The organism is Algibacter amylolyticus (assembly GCF_014202225.1).
Taxonomy (GTDB): domain Bacteria; phylum Bacteroidota; class Bacteroidia; order Flavobacteriales; family Flavobacteriaceae; genus Algibacter_B; species Algibacter_B amylolyticus.
Genome location: NZ_JACHGE010000001.1, coordinates 814,230 through 829,344, shown reverse-complemented (window position 1 = coordinate 829,344; position 15,115 = coordinate 814,230). Strand labels below are relative to the sequence as shown.

16 protein-coding genes are annotated in these 15,115 nt (G+C 33.1%); 8 read left to right on the top strand and 8 right to left on the bottom strand.

Annotated elements, in window-relative coordinates; all coding sequences use genetic code 11:
• Positions 1-9: 9 nt before the first annotated feature.
• Complete coding sequence (locus HNQ90_RS03550) at positions 10-1,050, bottom strand: sensor histidine kinase (protein ID WP_144115258.1); 1,041 nt, start codon at positions 1,048-1,050, stop codon at positions 10-12.
• Between the two features lie 2 nt (positions 1,051-1,052).
• Entirely contained in the window at positions 1,053-1,733 is a 681-nt protein-coding gene (locus HNQ90_RS03545) for a response regulator transcription factor (RefSeq protein WP_144115257.1), read from the bottom strand.
• Positions 1,734-1,927: 194 nt separating this feature from the next.
• On the opposite strand from HNQ90_RS03545, the gene HNQ90_RS03540 reads away from it, so the two are divergent.
• The 3 genes from HNQ90_RS03540 (at position 1,928) to HNQ90_RS03530 (ending at position 4,006) form a co-directional block, all read left to right on the top strand.
• A complete protein-coding gene (locus HNQ90_RS03540; protein ID WP_144115256.1) occupies positions 1,928-2,269 on the top strand; it encodes a T9SS type A sorting domain-containing protein in 342 nt (113 codons plus the stop codon).
• A gap of 239 nt (positions 2,270-2,508) precedes the next feature.
• Positions 2,509-3,489, top strand: coding sequence for a LuxE/PaaK family acyltransferase (locus HNQ90_RS03535; protein WP_144115255.1), 981 nt, complete (start codon positions 2,509-2,511; stop codon positions 3,487-3,489).
• Positions 3,490-3,535: 46 nt separating this feature from the next.
• Positions 3,536-4,006, top strand: a complete 471-nt coding sequence (locus tag HNQ90_RS03530) for a YHS domain-containing (seleno)protein (protein ID WP_144115254.1) — start codon at positions 3,536-3,538, stop codon at positions 4,004-4,006.
• Positions 4,007-4,105: 99 nt separating this feature from the next.
• Here the strand turns inward: HNQ90_RS03530 and tyrS are convergent, their stop codons facing one another.
• A complete protein-coding gene (tyrS, locus tag HNQ90_RS03525; RefSeq protein ID WP_144115253.1) occupies positions 4,106-5,401 on the bottom strand; it encodes a tyrosine--tRNA ligase in 1,296 nt (431 codons plus the stop codon).
• An 87-nt stretch (positions 5,402-5,488) separates the two neighbouring features.
• Here tyrS and HNQ90_RS03520 point away from each other — a divergent pair, with 87 nt between their 5' ends.
• Complete coding sequence (locus tag HNQ90_RS03520) at positions 5,489-6,490, top strand: NAD-dependent epimerase/dehydratase family protein (protein ID WP_144115252.1); 1,002 nt, start codon at positions 5,489-5,491, stop codon at positions 6,488-6,490.
• Here HNQ90_RS03520 and HNQ90_RS03515 read toward each other — a convergent pair.
• The 3 genes from HNQ90_RS03515 to HNQ90_RS03505 are packed head-to-tail and all read right to left on the bottom strand — an operon-like array spanning position 6,465 to position 9,128.
• On the bottom strand, positions 6,465-7,055 hold the full coding sequence (locus HNQ90_RS03515; protein WP_144115251.1) for a DUF4296 domain-containing protein: 591 nt from the start codon (positions 7,053-7,055) through the stop codon (positions 6,465-6,467). The two genes, HNQ90_RS03520 and HNQ90_RS03515, sit on opposite strands and share 26 nt — an antisense overlap.
• The gene (locus tag HNQ90_RS03510; RefSeq protein WP_144115250.1) at positions 7,052-8,392 is read right to left on the bottom strand and encodes a dihydroorotase; all 1,341 of its coding nucleotides are present in this window, start codon (positions 8,390-8,392) and stop codon (positions 7,052-7,054) included. The genes HNQ90_RS03515 and HNQ90_RS03510 overlap by 4 nt, the downstream gene beginning before the upstream one ends.
• Positions 8,393-8,405: 13 nt before the next feature.
• Positions 8,406-9,128, bottom strand: a complete 723-nt coding sequence (locus HNQ90_RS03505; protein ID WP_144115249.1) for a polyprenol monophosphomannose synthase — start codon at positions 9,126-9,128, stop codon at positions 8,406-8,408.
• 117 nt (positions 9,129-9,245) lie between these two features.
• Here HNQ90_RS03505 and HNQ90_RS03500 point away from each other — a divergent pair, with 117 nt between their 5' ends.
• The 4 genes from HNQ90_RS03500 (at position 9,246) to HNQ90_RS03485 (ending at position 12,936) form a co-directional block, all read left to right on the top strand.
• Positions 9,246-9,893 carry a DUF4271 domain-containing protein gene (locus tag HNQ90_RS03500; RefSeq protein ID WP_144115248.1) on the top strand — a complete coding sequence of 216 codons (648 nt, stop codon included), beginning with the start codon at positions 9,246-9,248 and terminating at the stop codon, positions 9,891-9,893.
• Positions 9,894-9,915: 22 nt separating this feature from the next.
• The gene (locus HNQ90_RS03495) at positions 9,916-10,665 is read left to right on the top strand and encodes a uroporphyrinogen-III synthase (protein ID WP_144115247.1); all 750 of its coding nucleotides are present in this window, start codon (positions 9,916-9,918) and stop codon (positions 10,663-10,665) included.
• A 228-nt stretch (positions 10,666-10,893) separates the two neighbouring features.
• Positions 10,894-12,468, top strand: coding sequence for a T9SS type B sorting domain-containing protein (locus HNQ90_RS03490; protein ID WP_144115246.1), 1,575 nt, complete (start codon positions 10,894-10,896; stop codon positions 12,466-12,468).
• A 153-nt stretch (positions 12,469-12,621) separates the two neighbouring features.
• Entirely contained in the window at positions 12,622-12,936 is a 315-nt protein-coding gene (locus tag HNQ90_RS03485) for a hypothetical protein (protein ID WP_144115245.1), read from the top strand.
• Between the two features lie 49 nt (positions 12,937-12,985).
• Here the strand turns inward: HNQ90_RS03485 and pckA are convergent, their stop codons facing one another.
• Together pckA and HNQ90_RS03475 are read right to left on the bottom strand one after the other, a co-directional pair.
• Positions 12,986-14,602, bottom strand: a complete 1,617-nt coding sequence (gene pckA / locus HNQ90_RS03480) for a phosphoenolpyruvate carboxykinase (ATP) (RefSeq protein ID WP_144115244.1) — start codon at positions 14,600-14,602, stop codon at positions 12,986-12,988.
• 61 nt (positions 14,603-14,663) lie between these two features.
• A complete protein-coding gene (locus HNQ90_RS03475; protein ID WP_144115243.1) occupies positions 14,664-15,062 on the bottom strand; it encodes a DUF423 domain-containing protein in 399 nt (132 codons plus the stop codon).
• Positions 15,063-15,115 lie beyond the last annotated feature (53 nt).

Sequence of the window (15,115 nt, the reverse complement as noted above, 5' to 3'; positions counted from 1 at the left end):
TTGAGAAACCTATGCTTTTTCTAAAGTAAACGAGAACTCGCTACCCACACCAAACTCGCTCTCCACATATATTTTTTCGTGATGCGCCTCGATAATATGCTTTACTATAGAGAGTCCTAAACCAGAACCGCCTTCTTTACGAGAGCCACTTTTATCTACACGGTAAAACCGCTCAAACAATCTTGGTATATGCTCTTTAGCTATACCTTCGCCATTATCGGTTACACGAACAATAACTTTGTTTTTAATAAGGTTTTCTATACTAATTTCTGTGGTTCCTTTATCGGCGCCGTATTTTATAGAGTTTACAATTAAATTGGCTAATACTTGCTGTACACGCTCTCTATCGGCATTTACCATAATAGTATTTGGGTAATCTCTATCGAAAATTAGTGTTATTCTTTTCTTGTGGGCTTTCATTTCTAACATATCAAATACGTTATCTACAAGCTCAACAATATCAAAAACTTCCATATTTAAACTTAAATCGCCAACTTCTAGTTTGGTAATCATGTCTAAATCTTTAATAATATAGCCCAATCTCTCAATACCTTTACTGGCACGTTCTAGGTATTTTTCTCTAATATTTTTATCGTCCATGGCACCATCAAGCAAGGTTAAAATATAACCTTGTACTGTAAACAATGGCGTTTTTAACTCATGCGATACATTACCTAAAAAATCTTTTCGGTAAGCCTCTCTAACTTTTAAGGCTTCAATTTCGAACTTTTTGTCTCTAGCAAAACGATCTATTTCTTGGGTAAGTGTTTGCATATCGGTAGTAATAGCACCTTTAGCCAAACTTGCCGATTCTAAAAGCGTTAAATCGTCGTATATTTTTTTTACACGCCTATATATAAAGCGCTCTACGCTATATTGAATAATTAAAAAAGAAAACAAAAACACGGCTAGGGCAAACAAGATTGGAAAATACCATAGCAATTGGAAGTAGAAATACAAAAAAACACTCATTAAGAGTGTTGTGTATAACGTTATAAACAATGCTGTACGAGCAGCAAATCGATATGATTTTTTAAATTTTGCCTGCATTATTAATCTACAAACTTATAGCCTACGCCTTTTATTGTTTTAAAGCTTTTATCGCCTAATTTTTCGCGAAGTTTTCTAATATGGACATCAATAGTTCTGCCACCTACAACAACCTCGTTACCCCAAACAGCATCAAGAATTTCGTCTCTTTTAAATACTTTTCCTGGTTTGGATGCAAGTAAAGATAATAATTCAAATTCTTTTCTAGGCAAAACAAGCTCTTTACCTTTAGATATAATTTTATACTCGTCTCTATTAATAACCAAGCTACCAACCTTTAAAGTATCGGCAACCTCAGCCTCTTTAAAGCGTCTTAAAAGCGCTTTAACTTTACTTATTAAAACCTTTGGCTTAATGGGTTTAGTAATATAATCATCGGCGCCAGCATCAAAACCAGCCACTTGAGAGTAATCTTCGCCTCTAGCCGTTAAAAACGTAATTATAGAATTTTTTAGCTCCGGAATTTTCCTAATATTTTCGCAAGCCTCAATACCATCCATTTCTGGCATCATTACATCTAGAATAATTAAATGCGGAAGCTCACTTTTAGCCTTCTTAACTCCATCTAATCCATTCTCTGCAGTAGTAACTTGATATCCTTCATTGGATAAATTATAACCAACTATTTCTAAAATATCCGGCTCATCATCAACCAATAAAATCTTAATATCCTTGTTTTTCATTATAAAAATAATTGTTTCTTGAAGTAAAGATAAAGCTAATAATATAAGTTTATAAAAATATTAAAATAAATAACAATTACGTAACAATAGACTTACTTGGGGTTAACATTTCGACCAATTACGTTAATCTTTAACACAATTTTGGCATCACTTTTGTAGTAATTTATTACTTTTATAACACCAAATCGTATTATATGAAAAAAGTTTACTTTTTAATTTTATTTTTAAGCTTAGCGTGTTTTACCTCGCAACATGTCGGGGCTCAAGAGTATGCTCAAAACGCAGCTTCGCCTTCGAAAATTGAAGGTTTAAATATTTACCCTAACCCGGTAAGTGCATCAAAACCGTACATAAACATTAGCTCTAAACGTAGCCTAATTAAAAATATAGAAATTTTTGATGTGTTAGGAAAAAAGATTTTTACCACAATTTTGGCAGGAAAAGAGTTAAACGTTATTAACCTACAAAAAGGCGTTTACATTTTAAAAATTAGCGAAAATAACGTTAGCGAATCCAGAAAACTTGTAATTCGGTAATGCTTTAATTTAAAATATTACCAAGGCGTTGTTTATAACAGCGCTTTTTTTTGTTCTTTTTTGGGCGTTACCCTAAAGGGTCGGGCTTTACAATACAAGTCCTCGCACTTCCTTCGTCAGGATGTGGGCTTTCCTTTACAATCCCTAACGCAAATTCCAACTAAATTTCAACAGTTCTACTTGCATTAGAATACCCTATTAATAAATTGTATTACGTACTTTTGTTTCTTTGTTAAAGCATGATAGATATACAATCCATATTTAATATTAAAACCCAAACAGACTTTGAAGATGTAGCACTTAAAATCTTCAAGTTTCAGTTTGATAACAATAAAGTTTACAGATCGTTTTGCGATTTATTGTACATACACCCTAGCGATGTAAAAACACTTAAAGACATCCCTTTTTTGCCCATTCAGTTTTTTAAAACGCGAGACGTTTTAAGCGATTCTGCACCCACACAAACCACATTTACGAGCTCGGGCACTACCGGAAGTGAAACCAGTAAGCACCATGTTACCAATTTAGATGTTTACCAGCAAAGCTTTACAGAAGGCTTTCAAGACTTTTATGGCCCCATCGAAGACTTTGTAGTTTTAGGGCTTTTACCATCGTATTTAGAACGCCAAGGATCGTCGTTAATATACATGGTAGATGCCATGATAAAAACCTCTAAACATCCCGAAAGCGGCTTTTACTTAAATAACCTTTCGGAATTAAAAGACACTTTGATTACATTGGATGCAGCTGGTAAAAAAATTATTCTTATTGGTGTTTCGTTTGCCTTACTAGATTTAATTGAAACCTATCAATTTAATTTAAAAAACACCATTATCATGGAAACTGGTGGCATGAAAGGTCGTAGAAAGGAACTCATTAGAACCGAACTTCATGAAACGTTAAAAAAAGGTTTGGGTGTAAACCACATTCACAGCGAATATGGTATGACCGAGCTTTTAAGTCAGGCCTACTCCAAAGGAAACGGTGTATTTAATTGTCCGCCTTGGATGCGCGTTTTAACTCGCGATACCGAAGATGCACTTACTATTCAAAATCCTGGAAAAGCGGGTGGTTTAAACATAATAGATTTAGCCAATATTAACTCGTGTTCCTTTATTGCTACTCAAGATTTAGGACGCGTAAATAGCGATAATTCCTTTGAGGTTATTGGACGTTTCGATAATTCTGATATTCGTGGGTGCAACCTTATGGTGCTTTAATTTGTAAGGTATTGGTAATTTTTAGACTTATTATAAAACCTGTTTTATGAAAAGTTTAATTGCTCTACTTATATTAAGCATGACTACCGCAACGGCACAATCTATAGATTACAACTTAAAAAAAGGATTTATAGCCCATGGTTACGATGTTGTGGCTTATTTTAATAATAAAGCTGTTGAAGGGGATAAAACCTTTACCACCTCGTTTGATGGTGCCAAATACAAGTTTTCGAGCGCAGAAAATTTAAACACATTTAAAAAACATCCTGAAAAGTATATCCCGGAGTACGGTGGTTACTGCGCCTATGCTATTGGTGCAAAAAATGATAAAGTCTCTATAAACCCAAAAACATTTCAAATTAAAGACAATAAACTTTATTTGTTTTACAATGCTTGGGGCACAAATACTTTAGAGTTATGGAAACAGGAAAACGAAACTATATTAAAAGAAAAAGCCGATAAAAATTGGCAAAACATAAAATTTAAAAAATACTTTTTTAATCGTGTAAGTTCTTAAAAAGCATTACGACAAAAATAGAGCTAAGAAAAAGAAAAATTAGCTTTTAGTTAGTTGGTTAATTATAAAGCCTGAGTGAAAACTCAGGCTTTATTGATTTTATACAATTTGTAATACGAAGTAATTCTTTTTACCACGCTGCAGCAATACAAACTTATTGTTAATTAAGTCTTTTGCAGTAATACTATAATCGTCTTTTACTTTTTCTTTATTTACAGAAATAGAGTTTTCTTTTAGTGCTCTTCTTGCTTCGCCATTCGATTTTAAAAACCCTCCTTTTTCAGCTAAAGCTCCAATAATATCTAATCCGTTTTCTATTTCAGATTTCTCAATTTGCGTTTGTGGTACACCATCAAAAACATCTAAAAACGTTTGTTCGTTTAATTGCTTTAAATCTTCGCTAGTCGATTTTCCAAATAAAATACTACTGGCTTTAATAGCATTATCTAAATCTTCTTGCGAGTGAACCATTACAGTAATTTCTTCAGCTAAACGCTTTTGCAACACTCTTAAATGAGGTGCTTCTTTATGCTCTTCAATTAAGGCTGATATTTCTTCTTTTTCAAGAAATGTAAATATCTTAATGTACTTTTCAGCATCGATATCACTAGTATTTAACCAATATTGGTAGAATTTATAAGGTGATGTTCTTTTGGTATCTAACCAAATATTTCCACCTTCGGTCTTACCAAATTTAGTACCATCTGCCTTAGTAATTAAAGGCCATGTTAAAGCGTAACCTTTTCCAGCATCTACACGTCGTATCAATTCTGTACCTGTGGTAATGTTTCCCCACTGGTCACTTCCTCCCATTTGTAGAGTACATTGCTTGTTTCGGTATAAATGCAAGAAATCATATCCTTGTACTAATTGGTAGGTAAACTCGGTAAAACTCATACCTACCGAAGACTCAGAAGACAAACGCTTTCTAACAGAATCTTTCGCCATCATGTAATTAACGGTAATATGCTTACCTACATCTCTAATAAACTCAAGAAATGAAAACTTTTTCATCCAATCATAATTATTAACTATGATGGCTGCATTATCGGCATCGCTATCAAAATCTAAAAATCGAGACAATTGCTCTTTAATAGCATTTTGGTTATGCTCTAATGTTTTTTCATCTAGCAAATTACGCTCGGCAGATTTCCCCGAAGGATCTCCAATCATTCCCGTAGCTCCACCAACAAGCGCAACAGGCTTATGTCCTGATAATTGAAAATGTCTTAATCCCATAACACCTACCAAATGACCTATATGTAATGAATCGGCTGTTGGATCAATACCAACATAAGCCAAACGCATAGACTCTAATAGATGCTCCTCGGTACCTGGCATGCTATCTTGTATCATGCCTCTCCAAGTTAATTCTTCAACAAAATTCTTTATCATTATTCTTAAATTTTTACAAAACTATGCAAAGATAAAAATACAAGTATAATTCCTTATGGATTATGAATAATTCTTTAATTTAGTTGCATGATTTTAGTAACAGGAGGAACAGGACTAGTTGGAGCGCATTTACTATATAAACTTGCTTCCGATAATAAGAAAGTAAGAGCTATTTACAGAAATGAGCAAAAAATTTCTAACACTAAAAATGTATTTTCTTGCTATTCTGGAGATAGCGATACCTTATTTAACACCATAGAATGGGTTGAAGCCGACCTTTTGGATATTCCTGCGTTAATGGATGCTTTTACGGGAGTTACTAAAGTGTATCATTGCGCTGCATTTGTATCGTTTGAGCCCGATAAATACCAACTTTTACGAAAAATAAATATTGAAGGCACTGCAAATATTGTAAACCTTTGTATTTCTGGCAATATTGAAAAACTTTGTTATGTAAGTTCTATAGCTACTTTAGGCAATACTTTAAATAATACGGAGATTACAGAAGATACCATTTGGAACCCTGAAGACGACAATAACGTTTACGCCATTACAAAATATGGTGCCGAAATGGAAGTTTGGAGAGGCACACAAGAAGGTCTTAATGCTGTAATTGTAAACCCTGGTGTTATTTTAGGCGCAGGCATTTGGCGTTATGGCACAGGGAATTTATTTAAAAAAGCTAAAAAAGGTTTTAAGTACTATACTTCTGGCACTGTTGGATTGGTAGCCGTAGATGATGTCGTAGATATAATGATTGCTTTAATGGATAGCGAAATTAAAAACGAACGCTTTATTTTGGTTGCCGAAAACTGGACTTATAAATCCTTTTTAAATGCTTTAGCAAAGGCTGTAAACGGAAAACCTCTTAAAAAACAAGCGAGTAAAAACCTCTTAAAGATAGCTTGGAAAATGGATTGGCTAAAACATAAATTAACAGGTAAACGAAGGCTTATAACTAAACATTTAGCCAAATCGCTAACCACAGAGACGCATTATAGTAGTGCTAAAATAAAAACAGCTTTAAATTATAAATTTAAAGCTGTTGATAAAACTATTAACGTTATTGGAAATCTTTATCTGAAATAGGTTCTACTAAACCTTCTATTTCCTGAATACTTTCCTCTAATAATTTTTCTTCGTCTATGTCGTGAATTTGTTTCTTTAAAGCTTCGCCTTCTTGCATTTGAGAAAGCTTTTTATCAATTTTCTTCAAATCTAAAGAATCGCCATTACTCTTTTTTTCTTTTAAAACGACTTGCAAAGAATCTGCTTCTTTTTTAGTTTCTTCTTTCCACTCTTTAGCCTCCTGATCCTTTAAAGCTTCTTTTAATGCTTTTAAGCTATCGGTTAATTTGGTATAAATATCCTCGTACTCTTCAACATAATAAGAGTAATAACTATTACTTAAGGCAAATTGCAAACTATCAATATTATGTTTTTCAAATACATAATTATTCATATCCAAACCACTATTTCTCATGATCAGCTTGTTTTTAGAATTGGCAGAAGTAATGAGTCTCGCGTCAATTAAAATGTCCACCATTTTCTCCTTAGAGATTAAGTTTTTTGGCTTTTCCGGACCTTTTAAATTAGTGCACGCTAATGCCATAAAAAGTATTCCAACTAGAAGTAAAAGTCGTTTTAAAATCATCTATTAAAAGTTAAGCGTTTTGCTGCTTTAACATCATTAAACTTTGCATTATGGTATACCAAGGTACCATTTAAAAATGTATGTGTAATTCTAGATTTAAAAGTCGCACCTTCAAAAGGAGACCATCCACATTTATATAAAATATTATCTTGTGTTACCGTCCATGGATTATTTAAATCCACCAAAACTAAATCGGCAAAATAACCTTCCTTAATATACCCTCTTTTTTCCACTTGAAATAAAATAGAAGGGTTATGGCACATTTTCTCTACAATTTTTTCTAAAGATATTTTTTCTTTATGAAACATTTCTAACATGGCTGGTAAAGCATGCTGCACTAAAGGCCCACCTGAAGGCGCACTAGTATAAACGTTATTTTTCTCTTCCTTAGTATGTGGCGCATGATCTGTAGCAATAACATCAATTCTGTCATCTAAAAGCGCTTCCCATAATTGGTCTCTATCACTTTTAGTTTTTACCGCAGGATTCCACTTAATTAAGGTTCCTTTTTTATCGTAATCTTCATCAGAAAACCATAAGTGATGGATACAAACCTCTGCTGTAATTTTCTTTTCGGCTAAAGGAATTTTATTGGTAAATAAACTTGTTTCTTTTCCGGTAGATAAATGGAACACATGTAACCTTGCTCCTGTTTTTTTCGCTAATTCAATAGCTTTAGATGAAGATATATAACAAGCCTCCTCACTTCTAATTATTGGATGGTACTTTATAGGAATATCGTCTCCAAACTTATCTAAATGATCCTTTAAATTACTTTTTATTGTGCCCTCATCTTCGCAGTGTACAGAAATAACCATATCGGTACTTTCGAATATTTTCTCTAAAACTTCTGGATTATCCACCAACATATTTCCTGTGGACGACCCTAAAAACAGCTTTAAACCAGCTACTTTAGTTTTGTCTACTTTTAAAATCTCGTCTAAATTATCATTAGTACCACCAAACATAAAGGAATAGTTTGCAGACGATGTTTTTGCTGCAATATCAAATTTCTCCTCTAACTTTTCAATGGTTGTAGATTGCGGGTTTGTATTTGGCATTTCAATAAAAGATGTAATACCTCCTGCAATTGCAGCTCTAGATTCGGTTTCAATATTACCCTTATGGGTTAAACCTGGTTCTCTAAAGTGAACCTGATCGTCTATAACCCCAGGTAAAAGATATTTTCCTTCGGCATCATAAACTTGAACATCGGCAGATTTAGGACTAATAAACTCCCCAATTTGCTTAATATAGTCGCCTTCAATTAATACATCGCCATTAAAAATAGTATCTTCATTTACTATTTTAGCGTTTTTAATTAGTTTAGTTTTCATTTGCATACGTTTCTCATTTCTTAAATAAACTTTTCAACTTCATTGAGATAACCCCAAAAATAGCTTCAGAAATAATTCCTGAATGTAATTTTGATTCACCTAATGTTCTATCTGTAAATATAACTGGTACTTCTACTATTTTAAATCCTTTTAAGTAGGCCTTAAATTTCATTTCTATTTGAAAGGCATAACCTATAAACTTTACAGTATTTAAATCTATGGTTTCTAACACTTCCTTTTTATAACACACAAATCCTGCTGTGGTATCATGTATTTTCATGCCTGTAATAAGTCGCACATATTTTGATGCGCCGTAAGACATTAGAACTCTATTCATTGGCCAATTAACCACATTTACCCCGGTTTTATAACGCGACCCAATGACTAAATCCGCACCTTCATTATGGCAAGCATGATAAAGTTTTAAAATATCTTTTGGATCATGCGAAAAATCGGCATCCATTTCAAAAATATAATCATAACCTTGTGCTAAACTCCATTTAAAACCATGAATATAAGCTGTTCCTAAACCAGATTTTTCTTTTCTAACTTCTAAAAACAATTTATCATTAAATTCTTTTTGAAGTTCCTTAACCTTTAAAGCCGTTAAATCTGGAGAATTATCATCAACAATAAGAATGTGTAACATAGGCGATTGCGAAAACACCGCCCTAATAATGGCTTCTATATTTTCAATCTCATTGTATGTTGGAATAATTACAACCGTTTTCGACATATCCTTTGTTTGGTCAATCTTTTTTATTTTGGCAAATGTACATTAATCGATTTTTATTTATTTTAAATATTCCTTAATAATATCCAGTAATATTAAAAATTATGATAATTTTATGGCATGCTTCGACACCTCGTTTCAAACGAAATATTCACGGTCCTGTTAGTTATAGGCTTAATAATTGTAGCTATAGCAAAATTAACAGCGCCTAAACGTTTTGACGATTTTATTTTAGTACTAGGAAATGATAAGTATTTAAAGATTTACTCAAGAGATCAGAAATTTTTCGACAAATTTGATGCTTTACTTTTTACCAACTTAATTATTTCTGTTTCAGTATTCTGTTTTATTAGTTACAAACAACTTACCGACACCCAAACCATTTCTGCCAATACCATGTTTAAACTCACTTTTAGCATTGGTGTTTTTATCCTTATTAAAGTACTTTTAGAGCGATTAATTGGCAGTTTATTAGAAATTGATAAACTTATTGACCAATATATTTTTCAAAAAATAAGTTTTAAAAATTATTTAGGCCTTTTATTACTCCCAATCAACGCCTTATTATTGTACACCTTTACGCCAACATTAACAGTAATTTACGTAATTGTTTCCATAATGCTAATTGTTAATATTATTGGCTTAATTAGTTCATTTAAAACACATCAAAGTTTAATTAAAAACAACTTGTTTTATTTTATTTTGTATCTTTGCGCTCTCGAAATCGCACCCTATATCATTTTGTATAAGGTATTTATTTCAAATTAAAAGATAAAAAACGCTAGCGCTTATGAAAGTGAAAACCATTTTAGTATCTCAACCAGAACCTAAAATAGAGAACTCGCCCTACTTTGACTTACAAGAAAAGCAACGTGTGAAAATTGATTTTAGACCATTTATTCATGTTGAAGGTGTGTCTGCCAAAGAAATTAGGCATCAAAAGATTGATTTAAGCGATTACACCGCAATTATTTTAACAAGTAGAAATGCGGTAGATCATTTTTTTAGAATTGCTGAAGAAATGCGTTTTAAAGTTCCTGACTCAATGAAATACTTTTGTCAGTCTGAAGCTGTTGCTTACTACCTTCAAAAGTATGTAGTATACAGAAAACGTAAAATTTATGTTGGGAAACGTACTTTTGCTGAATTATCGCCTTTAATTAAAAAATACAAAGACGAAAAATTCTTACTACCTAATACAGACAAAGTAAAACCTGCTGTTCCTGAAACACTTGACTCTTTAGGTGTTAACTGGAAACAAGCTACTTTTTACAAAACTGTAGTTAGTGACTTATCTGATTTAGCTAACGTATCGTATGATGTGTTGGTGTTTTTCAGTCCTTCTGGAATTGAATCTTTATTTCAAAACTTTCCAGATTTCAAACAAAACGAAACTAGAATAGCTGTTTTTGGAAACACCACTATTAAAGCTGTTGAAGAAAAAGGATTGCGTGTAGATATTTCTGCTCCAACTCCTGAAACTCCTTCAATGACTATGGCGCTTCAAAAATATATTGAAAAAGCTAATAAAGGGAAATAAGACTTTATTATAACATTATAAAAAGAGGATGATTTTAAAAAATCATCCTCTTTTTTTGCTCTAAACTTTGCCTTAACCAAAACCAATAAACTATCAAAAATAAGACTATCACAAGGAAACTAAACGATAATTTATAACAATTGAATTTTAATTTATAATCAATCCCTTAACTATTCTGTATTATTGGGTATACTAAAACAATTCAATTATTCTGTCGAAATCAAATTCATGATAAAACATTGTTTAAATACATACTACATTTCTATTTTGTACTTAGTCCTATCAACAACAATGTATGGTAGCGTTTTATTAAATAGCGTTTCAACTTACAATGATACCTCAATTACAACTACTTTAATTCCTCCCAGCTGCACCACCTTAATTCAGCCATTAAATGGGGACACTAATGTACCCGTAGAAACCAATTTTACTTGGAATTTTATTCCAGATGCCACAGGATATAAACTTACCCTTGGCACAACACCTGGAGCAACAGATATTCTAAATAATTTTGATGTTGGCAACTCAACCTTTTACAACCTGCCGGTTAACTTACCTGGAAGCTCTAATATTTATGTTAAAATTACGCCTTATAACTCCGATGGTGACGCTACCACCTGCATTGAGGAAAACTTTATTACAGGAGCAACGGCACCAGGACTTACTTGCACGACACTTGTACAACCCTTAAATAATGCTGTAAACGTATCTGTTGCGACCGATTTAACTTGGCTTAAAGTTCAAAATGCAACAGGATATAAATTATCTATCGGCACAACGGTTAGCGGAGCGGAACTTTTAAACAACTTTAATGTTGGTAATACCACTACGTACAATCTATCTGGAAACTATCCAGCCAACACAAGTATCTATGTAACCATAATACCTTATGATGCATCTGGTGATAATTCCACGTGTTTGCAAGAACACTTTATTACAGGAGGTTCAGGTTTAGCACCAGATTGTACAACACTTTCTATTCCCATGGATGGTGATACCGATGTTCTTTTTAATACAAACTTAACATGGCTTACTGTACCCGAGGCCACAGGATACAGATTAAGTTTAGGAACTACAGCTGGAGGCACTGATATTTTAAATGCTTTTGATGTAGGTAATACTAACTTCTACGAACCAACTAGCGATTTCCCTGGAAACACACGAATTTTTGTTACCATAACCCCTTATAACAATCAAGGAAATGCCACAGGTTGTATAACAGAACGTTTTACAACAGGAACCGTATTTCCTGTTCCTAATTGTACCAAACTAATATTACCTTTAGCTGGAGCCTTTGAAGTTCCTGTTGATACCGATTTAGAATGGCTGCCCGTTGCAGACGCCACAGGTTACATATTAACAGTCGAAACATTTACCGATAATATTGATATTTTTAATCGTTTTGACGTTGGAGACATAACACGCTATAATATACCTGGCGATTTACCTGAAAACAGAAGAATCTACGTTATTATAGAGCCATACAATTTAGCCGGAGAAGCTATTGGATGTACTGAAGAAATTTTTACAACCGGAAAAGCCGGCATTCACGCACCTCCAAAGTTTTTCACACCAAATAACGACGGTGTCCATGACTATTGGATAACACCAAACCCTGTTAACCGGATAGCACAAGTGCATATTTACAATCGCTATGGCAAGCTTTTAAAAACAATAATTGAAATAGAAAAAGGTTGGGATGGCACAAGCAATGGCAACATATTACCAACAGACGATTATTGGTATCAAATCGTTTACACCGATGGTTCTACCCTGCAAGGTCATATGAGTTTAAAACGCTAAAAACTTCAACTTTACAAGATATCAAGCTTGAAAAAGGAATGATTTGTAAAACCACCTTTTATATTTTACTCTAAAATAAGGTCTATCAATTCAATTCGTCATTTATTTATTAAATTGTATATTTAGTAAATAACTAATTGAAAAACATAAATTATGAGAAAAAAAATTATTTGCTTGGTAGTGATCGTTTTATCATTATGTGTAGTTCCTAATACTGTTTATGCTTCTGAAACACCACCCATAAATAATACTGCTAAGGCTGAAGACATTCCGGAGGAGATTAAAATAATGTTAGACCGCTTAAATGAAATAAAAAGTATTGAAAAATCTTCATTAAGCCGTTTGGAAAAAAAGGAATTAAGAAAAGAAGTTAGAGCAATTAAAAAAAGCATAAAAGCTTCAGGTAATGGTATTTACATATCAAGCGGAGCAATTATTATAATTTTACTTTTAATTATTATTCTTTAAATAATTAAATCATAAAAAAAAAGCCGATTTAATTAAATCGGCTTTTTTTTTAAAACGCATAACGTTGTGGGCCACCACGTCTTATTTCTTCAGTGCAATGCGCTTCAAACTTTTTAAAGTTTTCTCTAAACGCATTGGTTAGTTTAAATGCTGTGGTATAATAGGCTTCATCATCATTCCACGTAGATCTTGGACTTAACACACTTGTTGGTACACCTGGACAACTTCTTGGTTGCGCTACACCAAATACCGAGTGAATGTGGTAATCATCATAATTATAAAGTCCTAAATCGCCATTTAAAACGGCATTAATCATGGCGCGCGTATACTTTAATTTCATTCGTGTACCAACACCGTATGGACCACCAGTCCAACCCGTATTTACTAGCCAAACATTAACACCAGCCTTAATCATTTTATCACTTAACATTTCGGCGTACTTAGCAGGATGCAAAGGCATAAAAGGTGCTCCAAAACATGCCGAAAACGATGGCACAGGCTCTTTAACACCGGCTTCTGTTCCTGCTACTTTAGCGGTATAACCCGATATAAAATGGTAAGCCGCTTGACTAGGTGTTAACTTAGAAATTGGAGGAATAACACCAAAAGCATCAGCCGTTAAAAAGAATATATTTTTTGGGTTTTTACCTATAGAAGGCACTTGTATATTTTCAATATGATGAATAGGGTAACTTACTCGTGTATTTTGTGTTATAGAGGTATCAGCAAAATCCACATCACCCTTATCATTTAAAATAACATTTTCTAGAATAGCTCCTTTTTTAATGGCATCGTAAATTTCAGGTTCGTTATCTCTAGATAAATTAATAACCTTAGCATAACAACCACCTTCAAAATTAAATACGGTGTTTTCGTTTGTCCATCCGTGCTCATCATCGCCAATTAAACTTCTATTTGGATCTGTAGATAACGTTGTTTTTCCCGTACCCGATAAGCCAAAAAAGATAGCCGTATCACCATCCTTACCCACATTAGCACTACAATGCATAGGCATAGTGTTCTTAAAAACAGGAAGTATAAAATTTAATGCCGAAAAAATACCTTTTTTAATTTCGCCGGTATAACCAGTACCACCAATTAAGGCTATTTTTTTTGTGAAATTTAAAATCGCAAAATTATGTTGTCGGGTTCCATCTTCTTCGGCTACAGCCATAAAACCAGGTGCATTAACAATGGTCCATTCTGGATTAAAATCTTCTAGCTCCGCCTCGGTTGGGCGTAAAAACATGTTGTATGCAAACTGATTACTCCAAGGATATTCATTTATAACACGAATTTTTAACTTATAATTTTCGTCTGCACAGGCATAACAATCGCGAACAAAAAGTTCCTTTTCAGATAAATAATCGACAACCTTATTATATAATTTATCGAAAGCATGAGGTTCAAACGGAATATTGACATCGCCCCACCAAATCTTATCTTTAGTTACATCATCTTTAACTATAAATCGATCTTTTGGAGAACGCCCCGTAAATTCACCAGTATTAACTGCCAAAGCACCAGATGCAGCCTCTACACCTAATCCTTTTGATACCGTAATATCATGCAATTCTTCGGGCGTTAATTGATAGTTTACATTAGCGTTTTTAATACCGTATTTTTCTAACGCAATCGTTTTCGTAACTTCACTGTTGTTTCCCATAACCTGACTCTAAATTATACTAAAACACAAAATAAAGACATTTTTTTCAAGTATCCTTAAATTAACCGACTTTTTTCGAAGAAAAATTCAAAAAAGACCCTAACATAAAACACCATGCCATAATTAATAACAAACCACCAATTGGCGTTATAAAACCAATAGATTTAAAATTAAAACCAGATAAACAATTTGTTGCCAATCCATAAATAGAACCCGAAAAAAACAAAACTCCTATAACCACCAAAAAGAAAATAATGCGCTTTGTTTTTTCCTTAATCAAAGGACTATGACCTATAAATAACAAAAACAATGCATGATACATTTGGTAACGCACCCCGGTTTCAAAAGTTTGTTGTGCCGTTTCGGGTATTAATTCCTTTAAAGCATGTGCGCCAAAAGCCCCCAAAATAATACTTAAAACACCCAAAATAGCACCGGTAACCAATATTGTTTTATTCATCTTCCTTTAATTATTCTTTAAAATTACACTTAATAATTAGTAAATTGGTACAA

Bases quoted from the DNA above. Each gene is read 5' to 3' on its own strand.
- HNQ90_RS03550 (WP_144115258.1), bottom strand. From the start codon at position 1,050: ATGCAGGCAAAATTTAAAAAATCATATCGATTTGCTGCTCGTACAGCA.
- HNQ90_RS03545 (WP_144115257.1), bottom strand. From the start codon at position 1,733: ATGAAAAACAAGGATATTAAGATTTTATTGGTTGATGATGAGCCGGAT.
- HNQ90_RS03540 (WP_144115256.1), top strand. From the start codon at position 1,928: ATGAAAAAAGTTTACTTTTTAATTTTATTTTTAAGCTTAGCGTGTTTT.
- HNQ90_RS03535 (WP_144115255.1), top strand. From the start codon at position 2,509: ATGATAGATATACAATCCATATTTAATATTAAAACCCAAACAGACTTT.
- HNQ90_RS03530 (WP_144115254.1), top strand. From the start codon at position 3,536: ATGAAAAGTTTAATTGCTCTACTTATATTAAGCATGACTACCGCAACG.
- tyrS (WP_144115253.1), bottom strand. From the start codon at position 5,401: ATGATAAAGAATTTTGTTGAAGAATTAACTTGGAGAGGCATGATACAA.
- HNQ90_RS03520 (WP_144115252.1), top strand. From the start codon at position 5,489: ATGATTTTAGTAACAGGAGGAACAGGACTAGTTGGAGCGCATTTACTA.
- HNQ90_RS03515 (WP_144115251.1), bottom strand. From the start codon at position 7,055: ATGATTTTAAAACGACTTTTACTTCTAGTTGGAATACTTTTTATGGCA.
- HNQ90_RS03510 (WP_144115250.1), bottom strand. From the start codon at position 8,392: ATGAAAACTAAACTAATTAAAAACGCTAAAATAGTAAATGAAGATACT.
- HNQ90_RS03505 (WP_144115249.1), bottom strand. From the start codon at position 9,128: ATGTCGAAAACGGTTGTAATTATTCCAACATACAATGAGATTGAAAAT.
- HNQ90_RS03500 (WP_144115248.1), top strand. From the start codon at position 9,246: ATGCTTCGACACCTCGTTTCAAACGAAATATTCACGGTCCTGTTAGTT.
- HNQ90_RS03495 (WP_144115247.1), top strand. From the start codon at position 9,916: ATGAAAGTGAAAACCATTTTAGTATCTCAACCAGAACCTAAAATAGAG.
- HNQ90_RS03490 (WP_144115246.1), top strand. From the start codon at position 10,894: ATGATAAAACATTGTTTAAATACATACTACATTTCTATTTTGTACTTA.
- HNQ90_RS03485 (WP_144115245.1), top strand. From the start codon at position 12,622: ATGAGAAAAAAAATTATTTGCTTGGTAGTGATCGTTTTATCATTATGT.
- pckA (WP_144115244.1), bottom strand. From the start codon at position 14,602: ATGGGAAACAACAGTGAAGTTACGAAAACGATTGCGTTAGAAAAATAC.
- HNQ90_RS03475 (WP_144115243.1), bottom strand. From the start codon at position 15,062: ATGAATAAAACAATATTGGTTACCGGTGCTATTTTGGGTGTTTTAAGT.